Annotated in this window: 12 protein-coding genes (1 of these 12 only partly in view); 8 read left to right on the plus strand and 4 right to left on the minus strand. The window is 73.4% G+C overall.

The annotated features are described in order from the left end of the window. The 6 genes from ACFV57_RS24905 to ACFV57_RS24930 all read left to right on the plus strand — a co-directional run. Positions 1-5,974: the final stretch of a non-ribosomal peptide synthase/polyketide synthase gene (locus ACFV57_RS24905; protein ID WP_385236350.1), read on the plus strand. The gene continues 11,435 nt to the left of window position 1, outside the view; the window shows 5,974 of its 17,409 coding nt (coding positions 11,436-17,409); its start codon lies off the left edge, out of view; it ends in the stop codon at positions 5,972-5,974. Then, positions 5,974-13,158, plus strand: coding sequence for an amino acid adenylation domain-containing protein (locus tag ACFV57_RS24910; RefSeq protein ID WP_385236353.1), 7,185 nt, complete (start codon positions 5,974-5,976; stop codon positions 13,156-13,158). Before ACFV57_RS24905 ends, ACFV57_RS24910 begins: the two co-directional genes overlap by 1 nt. A 135-nt stretch (positions 13,159-13,293) precedes the next feature. Further along, positions 13,294-14,544 carry a cytochrome P450 gene (locus ACFV57_RS24915; RefSeq protein ID WP_385236356.1) on the plus strand — a complete coding sequence of 417 codons (1,251 nt, stop codon included), beginning with the start codon at positions 13,294-13,296 and terminating at the stop codon, positions 14,542-14,544. A gap of 29 nt (positions 14,545-14,573) precedes the next feature. Next, entirely contained in the window at positions 14,574-14,795 is a 222-nt protein-coding gene (locus ACFV57_RS24920; protein ID WP_385236358.1) for an MbtH family protein, read from the plus strand. Between the two features lie 49 nt (positions 14,796-14,844). Beyond that, positions 14,845-17,337 carry a penicillin acylase family protein gene (locus tag ACFV57_RS24925; RefSeq protein ID WP_385236361.1) on the plus strand — a complete coding sequence of 831 codons (2,493 nt, stop codon included), beginning with the start codon at positions 14,845-14,847 and terminating at the stop codon, positions 17,335-17,337. A 93-nt stretch (positions 17,338-17,430) separates the two neighbouring features. After that, complete coding sequence (locus tag ACFV57_RS24930; protein WP_385236364.1) at positions 17,431-18,231, plus strand: alpha/beta fold hydrolase; 801 nt, start codon at positions 17,431-17,433, stop codon at positions 18,229-18,231. Here the strand turns inward: ACFV57_RS24930 and ACFV57_RS24935 are convergent. Then, positions 18,228-19,172: a GlxA family transcriptional regulator gene (locus ACFV57_RS24935; protein WP_385236367.1), complete on the minus strand. Its 945-nt coding sequence runs from the start codon at positions 19,170-19,172 to the stop codon at positions 18,228-18,230. The two genes, ACFV57_RS24930 and ACFV57_RS24935, sit on opposite strands and share 4 nt — an antisense overlap. A 70-nt stretch (positions 19,173-19,242) precedes the next feature. Here ACFV57_RS24935 and ACFV57_RS24940 point away from each other — a divergent pair, with 70 nt between their 5' ends. Then, entirely contained in the window at positions 19,243-19,917 is a 675-nt protein-coding gene (locus ACFV57_RS24940) for an HD domain-containing protein (protein WP_385236370.1), read from the plus strand. An 82-nt stretch (positions 19,918-19,999) separates the two neighbouring features. Next, positions 20,000-20,422: a RidA family protein gene (locus ACFV57_RS24945; protein WP_385236372.1), complete on the plus strand. Its 423-nt coding sequence runs from the start codon at positions 20,000-20,002 to the stop codon at positions 20,420-20,422. 89 nt (positions 20,423-20,511) lie between these two features. On the opposite strand, the gene hisC is transcribed toward ACFV57_RS24945, so the two are convergent. The 3 genes from hisC to ACFV57_RS24960 all read right to left on the minus strand — a co-directional run bounded on the left by hisC (position 20,512) and on the right by ACFV57_RS24960 (position 26,862). Further along, entirely contained in the window at positions 20,512-22,626 is a 2,115-nt protein-coding gene (hisC, locus tag ACFV57_RS24950) for a histidinol-phosphate transaminase (protein ID WP_385236375.1), read from the minus strand. A gap of 60 nt (positions 22,627-22,686) precedes the next feature. Continuing rightward, a complete protein-coding gene (locus ACFV57_RS24955) occupies positions 22,687-25,437 on the minus strand; it encodes a ferritin-like domain-containing protein (protein WP_385236378.1) in 2,751 nt (916 codons plus the stop codon). 282 nt (positions 25,438-25,719) lie between these two features. Beyond that, positions 25,720-26,862 (minus strand): cytochrome P450, encoded by a 1,143-nt coding sequence (locus ACFV57_RS24960; protein ID WP_385236381.1) that lies wholly within the window; start codon positions 26,860-26,862, stop codon positions 25,720-25,722. Between the last annotated feature and the right edge of the window lie 2 nt (positions 26,863-26,864).

A 26,864-nucleotide genomic window follows, 5' to 3' on the forward strand; every position in this document is an offset into this window, starting at 1 on the left:
CGTGGCCGTCACCCACCGCGGCCTGCACTCCCTGATCCGCAGCCACCTCGATACGTTCGCGCTGGACGGCGACAGCCGCGCCATGCAGCTGATGTCGCTCAGCTTCGACGCCGCCGTCGCCGACGTGACCCAGACCCTGGCCGCCGGGGCGACGCTGGTGCTCGGACCCGCCGACGGGCCCGTCGCCGGTGAGGAACTCGCCGAACTGCTGACCAAGTCGGCCGCCACCCACGTCCTGCTGCCCCCGTCGGTCCTGGCCACCGTGCCCGAGGACCGCGCGCCGACCGTACGGGCCGTGATGACCGGCGGCGAGGCGTTCACCCCGGACCTGGCCCGGCGCTGGACCCGCGGCGGACGCCGGGTGATCGACGCGTACGGGCCGACCGAGGCCACCGTCACCGCGGCGATGAGCCGCCCGCTGGCCGAGGACGAGGCACCGCACATCGGCGGCCCGGTCGCCGGCACCGCCCTGTACGTGCTCGACACCGGACTGCACCCGGCCGCCCCCGGCGTCGGCGGCGAGCTGTACATCGCGGGCGCCGGGCTGGCCCGCGGCTACCTGCACCGCCCCGGCCTGACCGCGGAGCGCTTCGTCGCCTGCCCGTTCGGCGCGCCGGGGGAGCGGATGTACCGCACCGGCGACCTGGTGCGGTGGCGCGCCGACGGCAACCTGGAATTCCTGGGCCGCGCCGACGACCAGGTCAAGGTCCGCGGCTTCCGCGTCGAGCCGGGCGAGGTGGCGGCCGCGGTCGCCGGCCACCCCGGCGTCGACCGGGCCGAGGTGCTGCTGCGCGAGGACCGGCCCGGCGACCGCAGGCTGGTCGCCTACGCCGTGCCCGCCGACGGCGCGGCCCCCACCCCCGCCGGCCTTCGCGCGTACCTCGCCGAACGGCTCCCGGGCCACCTCGTGCCCGCCGCCTTCGTCCTCCTGGACGCACTGCCGCTCACCCCGAACGGCAAGCTGGACCGGGCGGCGCTGCCCGCGCCCGACTACGCGGCGGGCGGCACCGGCGGCACCGGGCGCGCGCCGCGCACCCCGCAGGAGGAGATCCTGTGCGGCCTGTTCGCCGAGGTCCTCGGCGTGCCCGAAGTGGGCGCCGACGACGGCTTCTTCGACCTCGGCGGACATTCGCTGCTGGCCACCCGGCTCGTCAGCCGCATCCGCTCGGTCCTCGGTACGGAGGTGAGCATCCGCTCGCTGTTCGAGACGCCCACCCCGGCGGGGCAGGCCGCGGCCCTCGGCCGGGACACCGCCACCCGCGCCCGGATCACCTCCGGGCCGCGCCCCGCACGGGTTCCGCTGTCCTACGGGCAGCGCCGCCTGTGGTTCCTCAACCGCTTCGAGGGCGCCAGTGCGGGCTACAACATGCCGCTGTCGCTGCGGCTGTCCGGACCGCTGGACCGCGCGGCCCTCGCCGCCGCCGTCCGGGACGTGGCCATCCGCCACGAGCCGCTGCGCACCGTCTTCGGCGAGGACGCCGAAGGCCCGTACCAGCGTGTGCTGGACCCCGGCGCGGCCCGCGTGGACCTCACCGTGGTGCCCGTCACCGCGGCGGAGCTGGACGACCGGGTCACCGAGGCCGCCCGGCACCCCTTCGACCTGGCGCGGCCCGAACCCCCGGTGCGCGTCCACCTCTTCGCGGCCGGAGAGGAGGACCACGTCCTGCTGTTCCTGATGCACCACATCGCCGCCGACGGCTGGTCCGTCCCGCTGCTGGCCGGCGACCTGACGCGGGCCTACCTCGCCCGGCGCGGCGGTACGGCACCCGACTGGGCGCCACTGCCTGTCAGTTACGCCGACTACACACTGTGGCAGCGCGAACTGCTCGGCTCGGAGGACGACCCGGACAGCGCGGTCAGCGCCCAGCTGGCCCACTGGACCGAGGCGCTGGCCGGACTGCCGGAGGAACTGGCACTGCCCACCGACCGCCCCCGGCCCGCGGCACCCACGTACACCGGCGACCGGTTCGACATCGACATCCCCGCCGGTCTGCACGGGAGGCTGCGCGACCTGGCCAAGGAGCACAACGCCAGTGTGTTCATGGTGCTCCAGGCGGCCCTGGCGACGCTGCTGCACCGGCTGGGCGCCGGTGAGGACATCCCGATCGGCTCGCCGGTCGCCGGGCGCACCGACGACGCGCTCGACGACCTCGTGGGCTTCTTCGTCAACACCCTGGTCCTGCGCACCGACGTGTCCGGCAGCCCCACCTTCGCCGAACTGCTCGGCCGCGTACGGGAGACGGTGCTCACCGCCTACGCCCACCAGGACGTACCGTTCGAACGGCTGGTGGACACCCTCAGCCCGGAACGCACCCTGGCCCGGCACCCGCTGTTCCAGGTCGTGCTCTCCCTCAACAACACCGACCGGGTGGCCTCCCGCACCGCGGGCGACCACGGCCTGACGGTGACCGGCCACCCCGTCGGCACCGGCACCGCCAACTTCGACCTGCTCTTCGGCTTCGGCGAACTGCCCGGCGGCCCGGACGGGCCCGGCGGCATGTACTGCTCCGTCGAGTACAGCGCCGACCTGTTCGACGCCGGTACGGTACGGGCCCTCGCCGACCGGTACGTACGCCTGCTGGCCGCCGTGGCGGCCCGGCCCGGCACCCCCGTCGGCCGCCTCGACATCCTGGACGCGGGGGAGCGCCACCAGATCCTGGAACGGTGGAACGCCACGGCGCTCGACGTGCCGCGGCTCACCTGGCCGCGGCTCTTCGAGGCGCAGGCCGCGCGCACCCCGCAGGGCACGGCCGTCGACTTCCAGGGCACCGCGGTCTCCTTCGCGGAACTGAACGACCGGGCCAACCGGCTGGCCCACCACCTCGTCGCCGCCGGCGTCGGCCCCGAGCAGTTCGTGGCCCTCGCGCTGCCCCGCACCGACGAGCTGATCGTGGCGCTGGTCGCCCTGCTCAAGTCCGGCGCGGCCTACCTGCCCGTCGACCCCAACTACCCGGCCGACCGGATCGCGTACATGCTGGAGCAGGCCCGGCCCGCGCTCATCGTCACCACCGCCGGGGCCGCCGGCGCGCTGCCCGCGGCCGGGACGCCGCGGCTGCTGCTCGACGACCCCGGCGTGCGCGCCGCGATCGCCGCCCGGCCCGCCCACGACCCGGCGGACCACGACCGCACCGCCCCACTGCGCCTCGACAGCGCCGCCTACGCCATCTACACCAGCGGCTCCACCGGCCGCCCCAAGGGCGTCGTCGTCCCGCACACCGGTATCGCCTCCCTCGCGGCGGCACACGCCGACCGGTTCGCCCTGGACGCCACCAGCCGCGTCCTGCAACTGGTCTCGCCCAACTTCGACGCCGCCGTAGGCGACTTCGTGATGACCCTGCTGACCGGTGCCACCATGGTCCTCGGCCCGGCCACCGGCCACGTGGGCGGCGACGAACTCGCCGAGCTGATCACCGAACGCCGGGTCACGCACATGGCCGTCCCGCCGACGCTGCTGGCCACCCTCGACCCCGGGCGGGCCCGCACGCTGCGCGGCGTCCTGATGGGCGGCGAGTCCTTCCCCGCCGAACTGGCCCGCCGCTGGCACGACGCGGACGTGCGCGTCGTCAACGTCTACGGCGCCACCGAGTCGACCGTACTGACCACCATGAGCGCCCCGCTGACCGGCCGGGACACCCCCGACGCCGGCGGGCCGATCGCCAACGACCGCCTGTACGTCCTGGACGGCGCCCTGAACCCGGTGCCCCCGGGCGTGCCCGGCGAGGCGTACCTCGCAGGCGGCTCGGTGGCCCGCGGCTATCTGCACCGGCCCGGCCTGAGCGCCGAACGCTTCGTGGCCGACCCGTTCGGCGCGCCGGGCGAACGGATGTACCGCACCGGCGACCTGGTGCGCTGGACCGGCGCCGGCACGGTGGTGTTCGCGGGCCGGGCCGACGAGCAGGTCAAGATCCGCGGCTTCCGCGTCGAGCCCGGCGAGATCGAGGCGGTGCTCAGCCGGCACCCCTCGGTCGCCCAGGCCCTGGTGACGGTCCGCGAGGACCGGCCCGGCGACCGGAAGCTGGTGGCCTACCTGGTGGCCGCGGCGTCCGGCGCCGACACCGGGGAACTGCGCGCCCACCTCGCCGGGCACCTGCCCGACTACATGGTGCCCGCGGCCCTGGTCGTCCTGGACGCGTTCCCGCTCACCCCGAACGGCAAGGTCGACCGGCGCGCCCTGCCCGTACCGGACCTGGGCACCGGCACGCCGGGCCGCGGGCCGCGCGACGCGCGCGAACGCCACATCTGCGAGCTGTACGCGGAGATCCTGGGGCTGCCGGCCGTCGGCATCGACGACGAGTTCTTCGCGCTGGGCGGCGACAGCATCATGTCCATCCAGCTCGCCAGCCGGGCCCGCCGCAAGGGCCTGGTGATCTCCGCCAAGGACGTGTTCGAGCACAAGACACCGGCCGCCCTCGCCCTGATCGCCACCGACGCCGCCGACGAGGCCGCGGAGGAGGCGGGCGCCGGCATCGGAGCCGTACCGCTGACACCGATCGTGCACTGGTTCGCCGAACTCGGCGGCCCGGTCGACGGACTGCACCAGTGGCGGATGCTCCAGGCCCCCGCCGGCTGCGACCGGGACCGGCTGGCGGCCACCGTCCAGACGCTGCTGGACCACCACGACGCGCTACGGATGCGGCTGCACGCCGGGCCCGGCACACCCGCCGAAGGACCGGACACCGGACGGCACTGGCAGCTGGAGGTGACCGCGCCGGGGACCGTGCGCGCCGAGGACGCGGTCCTGCACGTCGACTGCCGCGGCCTGGAGACGGACGCCTTCCACAAGCTGATGGCCCAGCACGCCGACGACGCCCGCGACCGGCTCTCGCTGCGCGAGGGACGCCTCGTCCAGGCCGTATGGTTCGACCGCGGCACCGAAGGGCCGGGCCGGATCTTCCTCAGCGTCCACCACCTCGCCGTGGACGGCGTCTCCTGGCGCATCCTGCTGCCCGACATCGAAGAGGCCTGGCAGGCGGTCACCGCCGGGGAGACCCCCGCGCTCCAGCCCGCCGGCACCTCCGTACGGCGCTGGGCCACCCGCCTGGCCGACTGGGCCCTGGAAGCCGACCGCGAGGCGCAACTCCTGTACTGGGAGAACGTGGTGAGCCGCACGGAACCGCTGCTGGGCCGCCGCGCGCTCGACCACGGCCGGGACGTCAACACCCGGGCCGCGCTCCTGGAGCGGACCCTGCCCGCCGATATCACCGAGGCCGTGCTGACGACGGTGCCGGACACCTTCCACACCGGCGTCAACGAGGTGCTGCTCACCGCGCTGGCCCTGGCCGTCGCCGAGGTGCGCGGCACGGCCCCGTCCGGGGTGCTCGTCGACCTCGAAGGCCACGGCCGCGAGGAGGAGGCCCTGCCGGGCTCCGAACTCTCCCGCACCGTCGGGTGGTTCACGAACATGTACCCGGTGCTGCTGGACCCCGGCGTGTACGACCGCGCCGAGGCCCTGTCCGGCGGGCCCGCCGCCGGCCGGGTCCTCAAACGGATCAAGGACCAGCTCAACGCCGTACCGGACAGCGGTCTGGGCTACGGGGCGCTGCGCTACCTCAACCCCCGCACCGGACCGCGGCTCGCCGCGCACCCCGGCCCCCAGATCGGCTTCAACTACCTGGGCCGGTTCGCCGAGACCGACACCACCGGGCCGGCCACCGACTTCTCGGTGCTCGCCGACCTCGGCGCGGCCGGCGGCCAGCACCCGCTGATGCGCCTGCCGCACGCCCTCGACCTCGCCGCGGTCACCCGCGACGGCGCGCGCGGACCCGAACTGGTGGCGAACTGGCTGTACGCGCGCGAAGTGCTCTCCCAGGACGAGGTACGCCGTATCGCCGACGCGTGGTTCCGGGCGCTGGGGGCGCTCGTGGAGCACGCCCGGCGGCCGGAGACGGGCGGCCACACCCCGTCGGACATGGCGCTGGTGCAGGTGAGCCAGAGCGAAATCGATCTGCTGGAAGACGAGTGGAGGACGCCGTAATGAGTCAGTCGGGGTTGGAAGAGATCCTGCCGCTGTCACCGCTGCAGGAGGGCATCTTCTTCCACAGCGTCTACGACGAGACGGCACCGGACCTCTACGCGGTCCAGCTCGTGGTGGACCTGGAAGGACCGCTGGACCCGGCGGCGCTGCGGGCCGCGGCCGCCGGGCTGCTGCGCCGCCACGCGAACCTGCGCGCCGGGTTCCGCTACCAGGGCGTCAGCCGCCCGCTGCAGATCGTGTACCGCGAGGTGCCGGTGCCCTGGCACGACGTGGACCTCACGGACCTGCCGGAGGACGGCCGGGCCGCCGAAGCGGACCGCGTCGTCGCCGAGGACCGGGCCCGCCGCATCGACCTCACCCGGCCACCGCTGATGCGCTTCACCCTCGTCCGGCTCGACGCCCGGCAGCACCGGCTGATCCTGACGTTCCACCACGTCCTGCTCGACGGCTGGTCGCTGCCGGTGCTGTGGCGGGAGCTGTTCGCCCTCTACAAGAGCCGGGGCGACACCACCGGGCTGCCCACCGTGCGGCCCTACCGCGACTACCTGGCCTGGCTCAACGGCCAGGACCGCGCCGCCGCCGAGGCCGCCTGGCGCGCCGCGCTGGCCGGCCTCGACGGGCCCACCCTCGTCGCGCCCGACGCCGGGCAGGTCTCGATGGTGCCCGGCCAGATCAACGTCAAGCTGTCCGAGCGGACCACCACCGCGCTCACCGGATGGGCCCGGGACCGCGGGCTGACCATGGGCACCGTCCTGCAGGGCGTGTGGGCCCTGGTGCTGTCCCGGCTGACCGGCCGCGACGACGTGGTGTGCGGGGTGACGGTCTCCGGGCGGCCGTCCGAGATCGACGGCGTCGAGTCCATGATCGGCCTGTTCATCAACACCGTGCCGATGCGCGCCGACCTGCGGCCCGCCGAGCCGATGTCCGGGTTCCTGCACCGCCTCCAGGAGAGCCAGACCGCGCTGCTGGCCCACCACCACATGGGCCTGTCGGACATCCACAAGGTCGCCGGGTCCGGCATCCGCGGCGCCCTGTTCGACACCCTGACGGTCTTCGAGAACTACCCCAGCGGCGGTGGCGGTGGCGGCGCCTCGGCCGCCGCCCTCAAAGTCACCCGGGTCGACAGCCAGGACGCCAACCACTACCCGCTGTCGCTGATCGGCGCGCCCGGCGACCGCATCTGGCTGCGCCTGGACCACCGCCCCGACCTGTACGACGAGGCCGCGGCGCGGGCCGTCATGGACCGGGTGGTACGGGCCCTGGAGGCGGTGGCCGCCGCGCCGGACACCCCCGTCGCCGGGATCACCGCGGCGAGCGAACCCGCGGGCGGGCAGCTGCCGCACGCCCTGACCGGCGCCGAACGGCCCGTGCCCGACGCCGGGCTGGCCCGCCTCTTCCGCGACAGGGCCGAACACGCGCCGGACGCCCCCGCGGTGGTCTCGGACGGCCTCACCCTCACCTACGCCGACCTCGACGCCCGCTCCAGCCGGCTCGCCCACCGCCTGGCCGAGCGGGGCGTGGGGCCGGAGTCGCCGGTCGCGATGGTGCTGGAGCGCTCGGCGCAGGTGCCGGTCACCGTACTCGGCATCCTCAAGGCGGGCGGCCACTACGTGCCGCTGCACGACACCTGGCCGACGGAACGGATGCGCCAGGCCGTCGCGGAGGCCGGCGCCGAGGTGGTCGTCACCGACCGCGCGTCGGCGGCGCGCGCCGACGACCTGGGCCTGCGGACCGTCGTCGTGGACGACGGCTCCTTCGACGGGCTGCCCGCCACCGCGCCCGACGTGCCCGTGCACGCCGACCAGCTGGCGTACGTGATGTTCACCTCCGGCTCCACCGGGCGGCCCAAGGGCGTCGGCGTCACCCAGCGCGGCGTCGCCGAGTTGGCCTTCGACGCCCGCTGGCACACCGGGGCGCACGAGCGGGTCCTGATGAACGCCACCACCGCCTTCGACGCCTCCACCTACGAACTGTGGATACCCCTGCTGGCCGGTCACCGGATCGTGGTCGTACCGCCCGGCGGGCCCGACGTCGCCACCGTGGAACGGGTGATCAGGGAACACGGGGTGACCGGCGCGCTGCTGACCACCGCGCTGTTCAACCTGCTCGCCGAGGAACGCCCGGAGGCCTTCGCCGGGATGCGGGAGGTCACCACCGGCGGCGACGCGGCCTCCGCTGAGGCGTTCCGCCGGGTCCTGCGGCACTGCCCGGACCTGACCGTCACCAACCTGTACGGCCCGACCGAGATCACCATGAACGCCACCCACCACGCGGTCACCGACCCGGACGCCCTGGGCTCCGCGGTGCCGATCGGCGGGCCCATGGACAACACCCGGCTGTACGTCCTGGGCGGCGGCCTGCTGCCCGTACCGGACGGGGTGCCCGGCGAACTGTACGTCGCGGGCGCGGGCCTGGCCCGGGGCTACGCGGGCCGCTCCGCCGCCACCGCCGAACGGTTCGTCGCCGACCCGTTCGGGCCGCCCGGCGCCCGGATGTACCGCACCGGAGACCTGGTGCGCCGCGGCCCCGGCGGCGCCCTGGAGTTCACCGGCCGCGCCGACCAGCAGGTCAAGATCCGCGGCTTCCGCGTCGAACCGGGCGAGATCGAGGCGGTCCTCGGCCGGCACCCCGCGGTCGGCCAGAGCGTGGTCGCCGCCCGCCTCGACGGGGCCGGCGAGAAGCGCCTGGTGGCGTACGTCGTGCCGGCCGCGCAGGCCGGGCCCGACGGCCCCGCGGCGGAGGATCTGCGCGGGCACGCCGCCATGGCGCTGCCCGGCTACATGGTGCCCACCGCGTTCGTCACCCTCGGCGCGCTGCCCGTGATGCCCAACGGCAAGGTCGACCGCAAGGCGCTGCCCGAACCCGACTGGGACTCGGCGGTACTGGGCCGCGGGCCCCGCGGCCCGCGCGAGGAGATCCTGTGCGGCCTGTTCGCCGAGGTCCTCGGCGTCGCCCGCGTCGGCATCGACGACAGCCTCTTCGACCTCGGCGGCAACTCCCTGATGGCCACCCGCCTGGTCAGCCGCATCCGCTCCACGCTCCGTACCGAGCTGGCCATCCGCGAACTGTTCGAGGCGCCGACGGTGGCGGGCCTGTCCGCCGTCCTGGACCGGTCGGCGGGCGGGCGCACCGGCGTCCGCGCCGTCACCCCGCGCCCCGAGCACGTACCGCTGTCCTTCGCGCAGCAGCGGCTGTGGTTCCTCAACCGCGTCGAGGGCGCCAACCCGACGTACAACCTCCCGGTCACGCTGCGGCTGACCGGCCGCCTGGACCGGGACGCCCTGCGCGCCGCGCTCGGCGACCTCAGCGACCGGCACGAGCCGCTGCGCACCGCCTTCGGGCAGGACGACTTCGGCCCGTACCAGCGGGTGCTGCCGCCGGCGCCCTTCGAGCTGGAGACCGTCGAGGCCACCGAGGACCGGCTGCGGGACCAGCTCGACGCGGCCGTGGAGCACCGGTTCGACCTGACCGCCGACGCCCCCGTACGCGCCTGGCTGTTCGCACTGTCCGACCACGAACACGTCCTGCTGCTGCTCCTGCACCACATCGCGGCCGACGGCTGGTCCATGCCGCTGCTGCGGCGCGACCTGACCGTGGCCTACACCGCCCGCTGCGAGGGGCGCGCCCCGCAGTTCCAGCCACTGGCCGTCCAGTACGCCGACTACGCCCTCTGGCAGCGCGAGATGCTGGGCTCCGAGGACGACCCGGAGTCGCTGATCACCCGCCAGCTGGCCTACTGGAGCGAACAGCTGGCCGGAATGCCGGAGGAACTGCGGCTGCCCGCCGACCGGCCGCGCCCCCGGGTGGCGGGCCACCGCGGCGGAATGCTCGTCTTCGACGTGCCCGAGCGCACCCACGCCGGACTGGACCGGCTGGCCCGCGACACCCGCTCGACGCTCTTCATGGTCGTGCAGGCCGGTCTCGCCGCGCTGCTCTCCCGGCTCGGAGCGGGCTCCGACATCCCCATCGGCACCCCGATCGCCGGCCGTACCGACGACGCCATCGGGGAACTCGTCGGCTTCTTCGTCAACACACTGGTGCTGCGCACCGACGTGTCCGGCAGCCCCACCTTCAAGGAGCTGATCGCCCGCGTCCGCGACACCGACCTGGCCGCGTACGCGCACCAGGACGTGCCCTTCGAGCGGCTCGTCGAGGTCCTCAACCCCGAACGGTCCCTCTCCCGCCACCCGCTGTTCCAGGTCCAGCTGTCCTTCAACAACAACGACCAGCGCGCCGCCGCCGAACTGCACGGCCAACTCACCGGCCTGACCGTGGCGGACGAACCGGTCACCGTCGGCGCCGCCAAGTTCGACCTGCTCTTCTCCTTCGCCGAACGCCGCGGCGCGGAAGGCGAACCGGCCGGGATGCGGGCCTCGCTGGAATTCGCCCTGGACCTGTTCGACCCGGACACCGCACAGTGGATCGTCGACAGCCTGCTGCGGCTCCTCGACCTCGTCGGACAGGACCCGGACGCCCGGGTGGGCCGGATCGACGTCCTGGAAGCCGCCGAACGCGCCCAGGTCCTGCACACCTGGAACGACACCGCCCGCGACCTGCCCTGGCGCGCCCTGCCCGGACGGATCGAGGAACAGGCGGCCCGGCACCCGCAGGCACCCGCCGTGGTGCACGAAAGGGTGGGCGACGACGGCACGCCCCAGGACACGGAGCGGCTGTCCTACGCGGAGCTGAACGCCCGCGCCAACCGGCTGGCCCGCCTGCTCACCGGGCGCGGCGTCGGCCCCGAGTCGTACGTCGCCCTCGCCCTGCCGCGCTCCCCGCTCCAGGTCACCGCGGTCCTGGCGGTCCTCAAGACGGGCGCCGCGTACGTACCCGTCGACCCCGCGCACCCCGCGGACCGGCGGGAGTACATCCTGCGCGACTGCGAACCGGCCGTGGTGCTCGCCACCCGCGCCGGGGGCCCGGCCGCGGCCGGCCCGGACCGGCTGGTCCTGCTCGACGACCCCGCCGTACAGGAAGCGCTGGCCGGCCACGCGGACACCGACCTGACCGACACCGAACGGCTCCGGCCCCCGCTGCCCGGCCACCCGCTCTACGTCGTCTACACCTCCGGCTCCACCGGCCACCCCAAACCCGTGGTCATGCGGGCCGGCGCCCTGGCCAACCTGATCGACTGGCAGGCCCCGCTGCTGGGAGGAGCGGGCACCGTCACCGCGTCGTACGCGCCCATCGGCTTCGACGTGAGCGCGCAGGAGACCCTCTCCGCGCTGGCCTTCGGCAAGACGCTGGTCCAGTGCCCCGAGAACGTCCGCCGCGACGCCGGGCTGCTCGCCGCCTGGCTCGGCAGGCACGGCGTCCAGGAGCTGTACGCGCCGAACCTCGTCATCGAGGCCGTCGCCACCGCTGCCGCCGAACAGGACCTGGACCTGCCCGCGCTGCGCGACGTCGTACAGGCGGGCGAGGCCCTGGTGCCGGGCGACGCGGTCCGCGCCTTCTTCGCCCGCGTCCCCGGACGCAGGCTGCACAACCAGTACGGGCCCGCCGAGACACACGTCATGACGGGCGGCGTCCTGCCCGCCGACCCCGGCGCCTGGGACGCGGCGCCCTCGATGGGCGGACCGGTCGCCAACGCCCGCCTGTACGTGCTCGACGAGGCGCTGCACCCTGTGGCGCCGGGCCGCACCGGCGAGCTGTACCTCGCCGGAGCCGGCCTCGGACGCGGCTACCTGCGCCGCCCCGGCATGACGGCGGAACGCTTCGTCGCCGACCCGTTCGGCGCGCCGGGCGAGCGGATGTACCGCACCGGCGACTTGGTGCGCCGCCCCGGCCGCGACGACGTCCGCTTCACCGGCCGGGCCGACTTCCAGGTCAAGGTCCGCGGCTTCCGCGTCGAACCCGACGAGGTCGCGGCGGCCCTCGCCCGCCACCCCGGCGTGGCGCACGCCGCCGTACTGGCCCGCGAGGACCGGCCCGGCGACCAGCGCCTGGTCGCCTACCTGGTGCCCGGCGAGCACGGCGCGCCCGACGAGCCGGACCTCGTCGCCCACCTGCGGCGCGGCCTGCCCGACTACATGGTGCCCGCCGCGTTCGTGACGCTCGACGCCCTGCCGCTGACGGCCAACGGCAAGCTCGACCGCCGCGCCCTGCCCGCCCCCGAAGCGGGCCGGGACACCGTCGTACACCCCCGCACCCCGCAGGAGAAGATCCTCGCCGACCTCTTCGCCGACCTGCTGGACGTCCCCGCCGTCAGCATCCACGACGACTTCTTCCGGCTCGGCGGCCACTCCTTCCTGGCCACCCAGCTCGTCACGAAGGTACGGGCCGCGCTCGGCGCCGAGATCTCCGTACGCAGCGTCTTCGAGGCGCCGACCGTCGCCGGACTGGCCGCCGAACTCGGCTCCGACAGCACCCGCGACCCGCTCGCCCAGCTGCTGCCGCTGCGCGCCGGGGGCAGCCGTCCGCCGCTGTTCTGCGTGCACTCCGGCTCCGGCACCAGCTGGTCCTTCGCCGGCCTGCTCACCCACCTCGACCCGGACCAGCCGGTCTACGGGCTCCAGTCGCGCGGCCTGACCGACCCGGGCCGCCTGCCGGAGTCGATCGCGGAGATCGCCGTCGACTACGTCGCGCAGCTGCGCACCGTGCAGCCCACCGGGCCGTACGCGCTGCTGGGCTGGTCCTTCGGCGGCCTGGTCGCGCACGCCATGGCCGTCGAACTGGAGCGGCAGGGCGAGCGGGTGAGCCTGCTCGGCATCATGGACACCTTCCCGCCGGACACCGGTGCGCCCGCGCCGGACTGGGCCGACCACGAGATCATCGCCCCACTGCTGGCGCAGGGCTTCGACTTCGACATGGCCGAGCTGGCCGAGGACCGGGACACCGTGCTCACCCGGTACGCCGAGCACCTGCGGCAGCAGAACGACCGGCTGGCCGGCCTCGGCGAACAGGGCCTGGTGCGCAGCATCAACGTCTACGTCAGCAACAACCGGCTCATGGGCACCTTCAGCCCCGGCGTCTTCAGCGGCGACCTGGTCTTCTTCCGCGCCACCCGGCCGACGCCCGGCATCACCTATCCGGCGGACGCCGAAGCGCGGCTGGTGCCCGCGGCCTGGCAGCCGTACGTGCGCGGGCGCATCACCGAGCACCCGGTGGACACCACCCATGGCGCGATGCTCACCGACACCTCCGCCGCCGCCGTCATCGGGCGGGTACTCGACAAGGAACTGTGACCAACCGCCTTACGCAGAAGGGTTATTAGGTCCCTGCTTAAAGGCGGTGACCGCATGGGCGGCCGATGCTAGCTTCGGTGCGTCGGCCGCCGACGGAACAACCCCATATCCATGACGAACGAGGTAATCCGCGGTATGACGGACGCAATCGCCGAAGTGAACCTGGCCGATCCGCAGACCTTTCACCGCCAGGATCTGACCGGCTACTGGAAAGAACTCCGGGCCCAGAGCCCGGTCCACTGGCACCCCGAGCGGGACGGACAGCCCGGATTCTGGGTGGTGAGCCGGCACGCCGACATCCTGTCCGTCTACCGCGACCCCGCCCACTTCACCTCCGAAGGCGGAAACCTGCTGGTCACGCTGCTCGCCGGCGGCGACTCGGCGGCCGGTCAGATGCTCGCGGTCACCGACGGCCACCGCCACCGCGAACTGCGCAAAATCATGCTGAAGGCATTCTCGCCGCGTGCCCTGGACCGTATCGGCGAACGGGTACGGGCCAATACCCGCGCGCTGGTCGCGGAGGCCGCCGAGCGGGGCAGCTGCGATTTCGCGGCGGACATCGCCGGCCGCATTCCGATGGGCACCATCGCCGACCTCCTCGGCGTACCGGCCGCCGACCGCGAATTCCTGCTCACCCTGACGAAAGAGGCCCTCAGCTCCGACGCGGAGGGCGTCGACGAACTCGACGCGCTGATGGCGCGCAACGAGATCCTGCTGTATTTCGGCGAGCTGGTCGCCGAGCGCCGCAAGTCGCCCGCCGACGACGTGATCAGCGTGCTGGCCGGCGGCGAGATCGACGGACAGCGGCTGACCGAGGACGAGATGGTCCTCAACTGCTACAGCCTGATCATCGGCGGCGACGAGACCAGCCGGCTGTCCATGATCGACTCGGTCCGGACGCTCTCCCGCCACCCCGGGCAGTGGCGGATGCTGCGCGACGGCGACGTGGCGCTGGGCACCGCCGCCGAGGAGGTGCTGCGCTGGGCCACACCCGCCATGCACTTCGGCCGCACCTGCCGCGCCGACACCGACCTGGCCGGCGTCCGGATCACGGCGGGGGAGCCGGTCACCCTCTGGCACTCCTCCGGCAACCGCGACGAGAGCGTCTTCGACGACCCGTACACCTTCGCCCTGGACCGCTCGCCCAACAAGCACATGACCTTCGGCTACGGCCCGCACTTCTGCCTCGGCGCCCACCTGGCCCGCGTCGAGGTCTGCGAACTGCTCTCCGCGCTGCGCGAGTTCACCACCGGCTTCGAGGTCACCGGCGAACCGCGGCGCATCCACTCCAACTTCCTGACCGGCTTCAGCAGCCTGCCCGTCCGCTTCGAGCCGGACCCGGCGGGACTGGAGCGCTACGAGGACACCCGCCGCGAAGTCGTGTGACCCGCGGCCCGACCCGAGGAGAACCGCACATGAGCACGAACCCCTTCGAGGACGCCGACGGCACGTACCTGGTGCTCGTCAACGACGAAGGCCAGCACTCGCTGTGGCCGTCGTTCGTCGACGTGCCCGCCGGCTGGCAGGTCGCCCTCAAGGAGACCGACCGGCAGTCCGCCCTGGACTACGTCAACGAGAACTGGACCGACATGCGCCCCAAGAGCCTGGTGGCGGCCATGGAGGCGGCGGCCTCCTGACCGCGCCCGCCCACCGGATTCCCGAGCACCACGGAAAGGTACGCATCGCATGTCACGCGTGACCCGGCTGTCCCGCAGGCTGCGCAGGGCCCTGGCCTCGCTGGCGGCCGGGACCACGCTGGTGGGGCTCAGCACCCTGCCCGCCGCCACCGCACAGGCCCACCAGGACCCGCGCAGCGTCATCCGGTACACCGAGTACGGCGTCCCGCACATCACCGCGGGCAACTACACCAACCTCGGCCTCGGCTACGGCTACGCGGCCGCCAAGGACAACCTCTGCGTCCTCGCCGAGACGTATCTGACCGTCAACGGCGAACGCTCGCGACACCTCGGCCCCAAGACCCCGGCCAACCCCGGGCTCGGCGTGGCGGGCGACAGCCTCAGCAGCGACCTGTACTTCCAGCGGACCAAGGAGAGCGGCACCGTCGAACGGCTCCTGCGCCAGGCGCCGCCGAACGGCCCCGACCCGAAGGCCGTCCGGATGGTCCGCGGCTACGTGCAGGGCTACAACCGCTACCTGCGCGAGACCGGCAAGGACGGCATCTCCGACCCCGCCTGCCGCGGCAAGGCATGGGTGCGGCCCATCACCGAACTCGACGTCTACCGCCACCTGCACGCGATCGCCACCGTCGTCGGCACGGGCGGCGTCATGGACGGCATCACCAAGGCCCGGCCGCCCGCGGCGGACTCCGGGAAGCAGCCGGCCGCGGCGCGCGCCGGGAGCCCCGCCGCGCGCACCGCACCCGCCGCGACCACCGCCCTCCCCGCCGGCACCGCCGACAAGCTGGCCGCCGCCGTCCGCGCCGCCCGCGGCGACGGCGAACTGGGCAGCAACGCCATCGGTGCCGGCTCCCGCGGCACCGCCACCGGAGGCAGCGTCCTGCTCGCCAACCCGCACTACCCCTGGCAGGGACCGCGCCGCTTCTGGCAGAGCCAGCTGACCATCCCCGGCGAACTCGACGTCTCCGGCGCCGGACTGCTCGGCATACCCGCCGTCATGATCGGGCACAACGATCAGGTCGCCTGGAGCCACACCGTCTCCACCGCGGCCACCTACGGCCTGTACGAGGTCCCCCTCGTCCCCGGCCACCCGACCAGGTACCTGGTCGACGGCAAGCCGGAGGAGATGACCAGCCACCGGGTCAGCGTCCGCGTCCGCAACCCCGACGGCACGCTCGGCACGGTCACCCGCACCCTGTGGGACACCCGCTACGGACCCGTGATCAGCGCCGGACCCGGCGGCGTACCGCTGCCCTGGGGCAGGACCGCCTACACCGTCCGGGACGCCAACGCCGGGAACCTGCGCGCCCTGAGCACCTGGATGGGCCTGGGACGCTCCCGGGACACCGGCGACGTCCGGCGCGTCCTGTCCCACTCCCTCGGCGTGCCGTGGGTCAACACCGTCGCCACCGACCGACGGGGCACGGCCCTGTACGCCGACCTCCAGGTCGTCCCGCACGTCACCGACGACCTGGCCGCGCGGTGCAGCACCCCGATGGGCGAACAGATCTTCCGGATGAGCGGGGTGTCCATCCTGGACGGCGGGCGCGGCGACTGCGCCTGGGGCACCGACGCCGACGCCGTGGCCCCCGGGCTCCTCGGCCCGCACCGGCTGCCCGCGCTCTCCCGCACCGACTACGTCACCAGCGCGAACGACAGCCCCTGGCTCGCCAACCCCGCCGCGCCGCTGACCGGCTACCCGCGCGGCGTCGGCGACACCGGCACCCCGCGCTCGTTCCGTACCCAGCAGAACATCCTGGCCGCACAGCGCCGCCTGGCAGGCACGGACGGGCTGCCCGGCCGCGGCTTCACCCGCGACACCATGGCGCGGACCCTCTTCACCCAGCACAGCCGCGTCGCCGCACTGGCCGCCGACGACACGGCGACGATGTGCCGCGCCTTCCCCGGCGGACGTGCCCCGTCCGCCGACGGGCCGGTCGACGTGGCGTCCGCCTGCCGGGCCCTGGCCCGCTGGGACGGCCGCTACACCCTCGACAGCCGCGGCTCCCTGCTCTTCGAGCGGTTCGTCCTGAAGGCCGCCGCGGTGGCGGGCGGCCCCTGGCTGACCCCCTTCGTCCCGAAGGACCCCGTACACACCCCGCGCACCCTCGCCACCGGGAACGCGGCCGTGCAGCGCGCCTTCGGGGACGCCGCCGCCGAACTGAAGGCAGCGGGCATCCCCTTGGACGCGCCCCTGGGCTCCCACCAGAGCGTCACCAGGGCCGGCGAACGCATCCCCGTACCCGGCGCACCCCACCAGCTCGGCGTCCTCAATGTCGTCACCCCGGTCTGGGACCCCGCGGCCGGCCCCACGGACGTCCACTCGGGCTCCAGCTTCCTCCAGGTCACCGAGTTCCCCCGGGGCGGACCGCCGCGCGCCTCGACCCTGCTGGCGTACGGCCAGTCCACCGACCCCACCTCGCCCCACCACACCGACCAGACCCGGCTCTTCTCCCGCGGCACCTGGGTGCCCGAACGTTTCACCCCACGGGAGATCCTCGCCTCACCGGCCCTGCGCACCCAGGTGCTGACCCGGGATTAGGCTCCGTGCGGGGGCCCGGCCGACCCACCGGCCGGGCCCCGCACGGGGAGGAACCGTCCGGCGCAGACCCGGGCGGGGAAGAAGAGGAGCACCATGCCGACCGGCACCGTCAACGGGATACGCCTGAGCTACGAGGACACCGGCTCGGGCGATCCCGTCATCATGATCATGGGGTCCGGCAGCAGCGGCCGGGCCTGGCACATGCACCAGGTGCCGGCCCTCGTCGCGGCCGGACACCGTGTCGTCACCTTCGACAACCGCGGCATCCCGCCCACCGACGTGTGCGCGGCGGGTTTCACCGTCGAGGACCTGGTGGCCGACGTGATCGGCCTGGCCGGGAAGCTGCGGCTGGGCCCGTTCCGCGTCCTGGGCACCTCCATGGGCGCCTACGCGGCCCAGGAACTCGCCCTGGCCCGCCCCGACCTGGTGCGCCAGGCCGTCTTCATGGCCAGCCGCGCCCGTACCGACGCCCTGCGCCGCCGCCTGGCCGAGGCCGAACGCGAACTCCACGCGTCGGGCACCGCGCTGCCGCCGGGCTACGAGGCCGTCGTCCTGGCCATGCAGTGCCTGTCACCGCGCACCCTCGACGACGAACAGGCCGTCGTGGACTGGCTGGACCTGCTGGAGCTGGCCCGGCCCGACGAAGCGGGCAAGGGCGCACAGCTCGGCCTGGACCCGATGCCCGACCGCCGCGCCGCCTACGCGGGCATCACCGTGCCCTGCCACGTCATCTCCTTCGCCGACGACCTGATCACCCCACCGCGGGCCGGCGAGGAACTGGCGGCGGCCGTCCCGGGCGCGACCTTCGAAGTGATCCCGGACGCCGGGCACTACGGCTACCTGGAGAACCCGGAAGCGGTGAACAAGTCGGTGCTGGAGTTCTTCCGTTCCTAGCGCGGCGTCGAGCGCTCGAAGGTGCGGCGGTAGGCGGTGGGGGTGGTGTCGAGTGCGCGCCGGAAGTGCAGGCGCAGGTTGGCGGCCGTGCCCAGCCCGCAGTCGCGTGCCACCCGGTCGACCGGGTGGTCCGTGGTCTCCAGCAGTTCCCGCGCCTTGCCGAGGCGGGCGTTGAGCAGCCACTGCAACGGGGTGGTGCCCGTCTCCTCCGTGAACCGGCGCATGAAGGTGCGCTGCGAGAGACCGGCGTGCCGGGCCAGTACGCGCAGCGTGAGCGGCTCGCCGAGCCGGTGCAGGGCCCATCCCCGGGTGGCGGAGAGCGATGCCTGACCGGCCACCGCGACCGGGGCCGGTACGTACTGGGCCTGCCCGCCGTCGCGATGCGGGGCGGCCACCAGACCGCGGGCGATCTGGTTGGCCACCACCGCGCCCAGGTCGCGGCGGACGATGTGCAGGCACAGGTCGATGCCGCAGCACACCCCGGCCGAGGTGAGGACGTCTCCCTCGTCGACGTAGAGCACGTCGCGGTCGACCGTGACGGCCGGGAAGTCCCGTTCGAGGTCGTCGAGGTGCCTCCAGTGGGTCGTGGCGTGCAGCCCGTCCAGCACGCCCGCCGCGGCCAGCACGAAGGCCCCCGTGCAGATCGACACCACTCGCCGGCCCCGGTCGCGGGCCTCGGCCAGGACGTCGAGCAGGGCCTGCGGCGGCCGGAGCAGCGGCTCGTACCCCGGCACGATCACGGTGTCGGCGGCGCGCACCTGCTCCAGGCCCCCGTCGGTGACCAGGGCGAAGCCCGCGGTGGTGGCCACCTTCGCGTCGAGCGCGCACACGGTCGTCTCGTAGTGGGTCTCCGGCCGGGCGTTGAAGATCTGCGCCGGGATCGCCAGGTCGAGCGGGGTGACCCCGTCCAGCGCCAGGACCGCCACTCGATGCACTGCCATGGCAATATCCTAACGAAGGCAGGAAATTTTGCCTCTCGCCAGGTCAGGGCAGTGCGACCAGGCTGAAGACATGACCACACCTCCTCGCGGGGCGGCCCCCGGCCTGCTCACGCTGCCGGGCACACCGCTTGCCGACGCCGTCGTGAACCTCGTCCGGCCGGTGCAGACGCCGTCCGTGTTCAACCACAGCATCCGTACCTATCTGTTCGCCCGACTGGTGGCGGCCCGCCTCGCCCTGGCCGCGGGCGACGACTACGACGACGACCTGCTGTTCGCCGCGTGCGCGATGCACGACCTCGGTGTGGCGTCGGACGGCCCGCACCGACAGCGGTTCGAGGTCGAAGGCGCCGACCGGGCCGCCGCGTTCCTCGTCGAGCGCGGATCTTCCGAGGCGGACGCCGAGCAGGTCTGGCAGGCCATCGCCCTGCACACCTCGCCCGGCATCGCCGAACGCCGCGGCACGCTGTGCGTGCTCGTCCGCGAAGGCGTCGCCCTCGACTTCGGCGGCCCGCTGGGCACCGATCACCTCGACGGCGTCACCGACGAGCAGGCCGACGCCGTGCACACCGCGTATCCACGGCTGGAGATGATCCGCTCGCTCACCGACGCGATCGTCGCGCAGGCCGCGAAGCACCCGAAGAACGCACCCCGGTACGCGATCCCCGGCGAATTCCTGCGCGAGCGCGAGACCTTCGGCCGGACCCGGATGGAACACGCCTGCCGTTCGTCCCGCTGGGGCGATTGACGCCACGACGCCGACGGCAGGGACCAGGCCGGTCGAGACCGGCCGGCAAAGACAGGGCCGACCAGGACAAGGAAGCGCCGCAATGACCATCCACACCGTCGACGTCCCCGAAGGCAACCCGGTCTTCGGGCGCACCACCAGCGCCTTCGCGGACTTCGGCTATTCCGCCGCGGTCCGCGCGCACGGCCTCCTGTTCATCGCGGGAACGATCGGACGCCGCGCCGACGGAACCATCCCGGACACCATCGAGGAGCAGAGCGAGATCGCCATCCGGAAGATCGAGGAGATCCTCCGGCTGGAAGGCCTCGATCTGTCCTCCCTCGTCGACGTCACCAGTTACCACGTCGACATCCACCAGCACCTGCCCGGCTTCGGTGAGACCAAGCGACGCCTCGTCGCGGCGCCCTACCCGACCTGGACGATCATCGGGGTCGGTGGCCTCGCCAGCCCGGGACTCCTCGTCGAGATCCGTGCGATCGCCGCCTACCCCGACGTGTCCCGGTAGACCGCCGCCCCGGCCCGCTCCTGGGCTCGGGCAGGCGGAGGCGGGGCGGCCGTCCGTGCGGCCACCCCGCCTCCGTCCGGTACGGCTGCTCACTCGGCGGTGAGCAGCCACAGCCAGGTGGACGGCGCGCCCAGCGGCTCCCGCCGGGCGATCTTCAGTCCGGCCCCGGCGAACGCGTCCTCGTACGTCGCACGGTTCATGATGGGCGTGTCCATGAACGCGTGGACGAGCTCGAAGCCCACGGAGAAGACGGGCAGCGGGGCCCGCAGCTCCGGCCACTCCTGCGCGACGGTGTCCCCGATCAGGAAGCGCTCGGCGTCCGGGAACACCCGGCGCAGCGTCCGCATGACCCCCACCGGATCGCCCGTGGCCTCGAACAGGTCGTGCATCATCAGGAAGCTGGCCACCAGGTCGACACCGGGGAAGACGCGGTCGGCGAAGTTCAGCACGTCGCCGTGGACGATCTCGATACGGTCGGCGAGCCCGGCCTCGCCGACCCGCTTGGCCGCCTGGGCGCAGGCCGCCTCGTTGATCTCGATGCCGGTACCGCGGCGGCCCGCGTCCTGGCCGCACAGCCGCAGCAGCCGGGTGGCGTCGCCGCAGCCGAGGTCGGCGACCCGCTCGAACGGCACCGAGGCCAGCAGCTCCGCCTCCAGCGGCAGCATCATCTCCCGGCCCACCTCGCCCGACCCGACGGCGACCATCTTGCCGTCCCGGTCGATGTCGCCCTCGAAGACCGAGCTGCCCAGGGCCAGCGCCGGCATGCCGCGCAGCAGGTCGTTGTAGCCGCCGACACCCCAGGTGAAGAAGCCCTTGTGGCGGACCAGGTCGCGGCCCGCCGCGGTCAGCGAGACGCGGTGCGCGGCGTCGTCGGTGATCTCCGTGTACCCGAGCAGCGCGGTGGTCCGCAGCATCGCCAGCAGCCGGGCGGGCTCGGCCCCGGTGGCCGTGACGAGCGCGTCCAGCGGCCGGGTGCCGTCCGTCAGGTGCTCCCACACGCCGAGCCGGGTGAGCGCGAAGACGACGTTGGAGCCGATATAGCCGTTGAAGAGGGTCTGCGGGGCGATGGGGTCGAGGGTGGGGACGGTGAGGGCGCCGCGCGCGGCGCCGAGGCCGTTGCCCAGCCCGGCGGGCGCGCGGGGCACGCCGAGCACCGCGGCGACCGCTTCGCAGAAACGATCCATCTGTTCCGGGGTGCCCACCGTGACCCGAATCCGGCCCGGCAGCCCGAACAGCGTCAGATCACGGACGAGGATGCCGTGCTCGTCGGCCAGCCGCGCCGCGAACGCGGCACTGTCCCCGCCCACCTCGACCAGCACGAAGTTGGTCACCGACGGCACGAACTCCACACCGAGCCGGGACAGCCCCCGGCACAGCCGCTCCCGCGCCGCGGCGACCCGGGCCCTGGTCTCCTCGATGTGGTCCTCGCTGTCCAGCGCGGCCACGGCCGCCTGCTGGGCCAGCCGGTTCACGTTGAACGGCAGCGCCTGCCGCGCCCGCTGGATGTCCGCGATCAGGTCGGCCGGACCGACGACGTACCCGGCCCGCAGGGACGCCAGCCCCCACGCCTTGGAGAACGTACGCAGCACCAGCAGCCGGCGGCCGTCCCGCACCGCGTGCATCGCGTGCTCGAAATCGGGCCCGGCGAACTCCATGTACGCCTCGTCGAACACCGGTATCGCACCGCCGCGTTCCGCGGTCGTCAGGATCTCCTCGACCGCGGCGGGGGCGAGCACCGTACCGGTCGGGTTGTGCGGGTTGCACACGAAGGCCAGCGCGGCGCCGTCCTCCAGCGCCTCCTGGACGCCCGCAGCGGGCACCCGGTCGCCGCTCAGCGGCACGGTGCGCACCGTGGCCCTGGCCACGCCCGCCGACGTGGCGTACCCGGGGAAGGTGCCCTCGGTGACGACCACGGTGTCCTCGGGCCCTACGCACGCCAGCGTGACCAGCAGCACCAGCTCGTCCGCGCCGTTGCCCACCGCCACCATGTCCGGTGTGACGCCGTGGCGCCGGGCGATCCGCTCGCGCAGCGCACCGGCGCCGCTGTCCGGATACGTGGCGCACCGGGCCTCCAGCTCCTTGGTGACCGAGGCGATCACCCCGGGCGGCGGTCCGTAGGGATGCTCGTTGCAGTGGAGGCGGAGCATGTCGCCGCCCCCCGGGTGCTCACGGTGGAGGGCCTGCGCTGAGGGGAGGGGGCTCACGGTGTCTCCTTCTGCTGGAAGTTCGGGGGTGTCCCGGTTGTCGGGGGCGGGGCGGGGCGGCTACTGCCCGAGATCGACGCCGGGCGACTGGAAGGCGGGGCCGAGCACGGTCTTCGCCCCCGGGGAGGAGGGCACCGCCAGCAGCTTCCTGGCCTCCACCTGCACCTGGAACATCAGGCCGACGGTGTTGTCCATCTCCTCGGGATGGCCGTTGAAGACACGGTCAAGGCCCTTGAGGAGGTTGGTGTACGAGGTGTCGCAGCGCAGCGACTCGCGGCGCCCCAGCGAGTCCGCGGGCAGCCGGTAGGTGTCCGGGTCGTCGACCATGGGGTACACGCCGTCAGGGTCGAAGGGGATCGCCGGCCCGTCGAAGGCCCACTTGCCGGAGCTGTCGCGCTTGAGCTGCCGGCCCTCCACGATCTCCTGGAACATGTAGTAGTGGCCCAGTTCGCCCGGATCGCCCAGGCCGTTGCCGTCGAGGTCGTGCGGGCTGCCTTCGCCCTGCTCCACGATCTGGTGGACGGCCAGCAGCGCGGAGCGCTTGTCGGTGACCTTGTAGAGGGTCCCGGGGGCGTCCGGCCAGCCCACCTGGCGGGCCGGATCGCCGGTGAACAGGTCACCCTCGGCGTCCAGTTCGACGATGGCGCGGGCGATACGGTTGTAGAGCCAGGCGATGGTCTGCGGCTCGTACTCCGCCTTGGTGAACCAGGTCTCCAGGGTCGCCACGGCCGCGTCGTCCACCGACCGCACCTCGCCGCTGCGGCTGACCCGCACACTGTCGGGCGAGATGACATGGCCCTTGAACGGCTTGCCGTCCACCATCGGGTGCTGCGGCTGCTCGATCGCCATGAAGACGTCCCGGACGTGCTCCAGCGACAGTCTGCGCAGCCGTACCTCCAGATCGGGCAGTACGGCGGCGGGCAGTTTCCCCGGATACGTCGGCACCGCGCCGGGCCGCCCGATCCGCGGCGCCCCGCCGACCGCGTTGAGCAGGTTGCACACCTGCGCCATGTGCTGCATCTCCTCCAGCACCACGGCCCGGATCAGCGACGCGATCTTCGCGTTGCGGCCCGGTTTGATGGACAGCAGCGCCGCCAGGTACGGCGGAACGGTCGCCAGCTCCACGAGCATCGCCTGCTGGAGGATCTCCCGCAGCCCGGCGGGTGTGGTGATCTCCAGCAGCGGCGGCTCGGGGGAGGAGTCCAGCCAACGCACGATCATGTCTCGCTTTCCTGGGGACAGATCCCTGGTCACCGGCATGTGGTTCGGCGAGTCCACGGGGGCCAGCAGGGTCCGTCGGATGTACGTCCGGTGCCGCAGCACGTGGCGGTAGTCGCCGAGGTCGAGGATGTCCCGCATGACGGGGAAGAGGTTCGCGTACGTCTGGAACAGCGGCTGCACATCGCTGATCCACGTGGGCCGCCGCGGCGCCCGGTACACGTCGAAGACCCGGACGCTGACCGTGCCGTCGGGATCACCGGGACGGTGCAGCGGGCCGTACGAGATCTCCGCGGTCACCCCGTCGAGGTGCTCGCGGGGGCTGCCCGGGTCCTTGCCGGTGAACGTCACCCGCGCCCGGCCGGCGGCGTCCGTCACGGCCTCGGCGGGAAAGACGACCGGCTGCGGCGCCTTCCCGGCGTCCAGCGCCAGGCGCAGCCCCGCCGCCGGTTTCCCGTAGCGGGTGGCGTACAAGGTGGTCGAGGCGGACTCCGCCGGGCCTTCCGGATGCAGCCGGAAGACGAAACCGTCGGCGTGCACCCAGGTCGCGTCGGCGTTCTCGGCCAGCAGGACGGCCGGCTGCGGCGCGGCGTCGACCAGCGCCAGACGGCGGCGGGAGACCAGGTCCAGCTGCGTACGGGTGAGCCGCGCCGTCGCGATGCCCGCGCCGCGTTCCTGGAAGCCCTTGTCCAGCCCCCGCAGCGGGGCCAGGGCCTCCGCCTTGCCGTCCGCGTCGAGCACGGCCAGCCGCAGCGGCCCGACATCCTCCGGCGGACCGCCGCGCCCGACCGCCCGGATGCTGTTGCCGAGGTCGACGAAGACCGTCGCGGACTTCTCGTCCACCCGGCAGGGCGCGTGGTTCAGCCGGCCTCCGGCGGCGGGCTTGCGCAGCCTGCGGCCGGCGAGAAAACGCTTCGGCTCACCCGTGAAGTACGGCCCGAGGGAGCCCGTGACGCGGCCGAGCGTGATGGTGTCCGGCCAGTGCTCGACCCCGTCCTCGACGGCGTCCATCGTGAGCTTGACCGACAGCATGTCCTCCTGCGTGAGCCCGCGCAGCGCGTCCAGCAGCGGCGAGCCCGTACGCGGCGCCCAGGCCAGCCCGGTCAGTACGGACTGATAGGTGCCCGACATGTCGGGGCGGCCGGACGGCAGGTCGGCCCGCGGCCACAGGTCCTCGACCGCCGACGGCAGGAAGTCGCCCCGCAAAAGTTCCCGGCCGTCCTTGTCCAGCAGCCGGGGCCGCCAGCCGTAGATCTCCGGAACCATCTGGTTGGCCGGGTCCAGATCGACCATCTTGGCGTTCGTACGCAGGTCGTCGTCGACCAGCCGGCCGCCGACCACCGGGTCCTGGCGCGGGTCGGTGACCAGGGTGCCGTCCGGGCGGCAGACGCTGGTCACGGTGACGTCGACCAGCCGCAACGTCCCCGGACCGCGCGGATTCCACAGGCCGTTGACGTCCGGCATGTTCATCCGCCATTGGAAGCGCGGCTCGAAGAGGTCGTTGTCGAAGTACTGCGGTGCGTTGTTGGCCGTGGCCACGTCGGTCTGGACGGTGCCCGCGAAGTTCAGCCGCGGGTACCCGAGATAGGACACGGTTCTTCGTCCTCCGTATACGAGGCGGGGCGGGCTGGGGCGGGGGTGAGTCGGGTGCCGGGGGAGGTCCTGGGGGTGGGGGGCCGGGGGGCTGGGGGGCTGGGGCCTGGGGGGCGGGCCCGGGCCCGGTCATGGGCCTGGCTGGGGGCCGGGTTGTGGTCCTGGCTACGGATCGGTCGCGGCCTTGGATCTATGACCCTTGGATTTACGACCCTTGGATTTACGACCCTTGGTTTCATGCCGGTGATTCGGGCCCGGCCGCGGCCCGGTTCGTGTGGGCGTTCAGGCCCAGCGGACGCGGACGGGAAGCGCGTCCGGCGCGAGGTTCACCCGCGGCGCCCGGTACTGGAGGGGCGCTTCACGCTGTACGGACAGATCCGCGCAGCGGTCCAGCAGCAGGTTCGTGGCGACCTCGGCGACCACGCGCGCCAGCGGCGCGCCGAGGCAGAAGTGCATACCGTGGCCGAAGCCGAGGTGCCGGTTGGGGGAGCGGCGGATGTCGAAGCGCTCCGGGTGCGGGAAGTGCCGCTCGTCCCAGTTGGCCGACGCCGTCCACACCGCGACCGGCTGCCCGGCCGGCACCGTGTGCTCGCCGATCCGCGACTCGACCGTGGTCAGCCGCAGCGCCCGGGGCAGCGGCCCCCGATAGCGGAAGACCTCCTCCAGGGCCGACGGGATCAGCGTCCGGTCGGCGCGCAGCTCGGCGGCCGCCTCCGGGTGCTCGTCCAGGCAGACGACCAGGTTGGCGAGCAGCATGGTCGTCGTGTTGTGCCCGGCCAGCAGCATCACCGCGGCGAGGCTGACCACGTCCTCGTCCGTCAGCCGGTCCCCGTCGACCTCCACGGTGACCAGTCTGCTGAGCAGGTCCGCCGCCGGTTCGGCCCGGCGTCTGCGCACCAACTCGCCCAGGTAGGCCTCCAGTTCCTCCAGTGGGGGGCCGAGCTGCTCGGCCCCGCCCGGACCGGCCACCACCTGCTCGGGACTGGTGAGCACGCCCGCCCAGCTCTGGAAGGCGCGGCGGTCGTCGTGCGGTATCCCGAGCAGCTCGCACAGCACGATCATCGGCAGCGGATAGGCGAACCGGTCGAGCAGGTCGAAGCTCTCCCGCCCCCGCAACTCGTCCAGGATGCCCCCGGCGATCTCCTCGACCCGCGGCTCCAGCCGGTTCACCAGACGCCGGGAGAACGCCTGGCTGACCAGACCCCGGTACTTCTTGTGCGTCGGCGGATCCATGGTGAAGAAGCTCGCCCGCGTGAGCCGCTCGATGACCGGGGGGATTGTCGTCTCCACCCCGGCAGCCTGCCGCGCCGCATGCATGTCCGCGGAAAAGGACGGGTCCGAGAGCACCCGCTGCGCCTCGTCGTAACCGAATATCTGCCAGGCCCGGATGGATTCGTCGTAACCGGCGGGATTCTTTTGGCGCATAT

Source organism: Streptomyces sp. NPDC059788 (assembly GCF_042732265.1).
Taxonomy (GTDB): domain Bacteria; phylum Actinomycetota; class Actinomycetes; order Streptomycetales; family Streptomycetaceae; genus Streptomyces.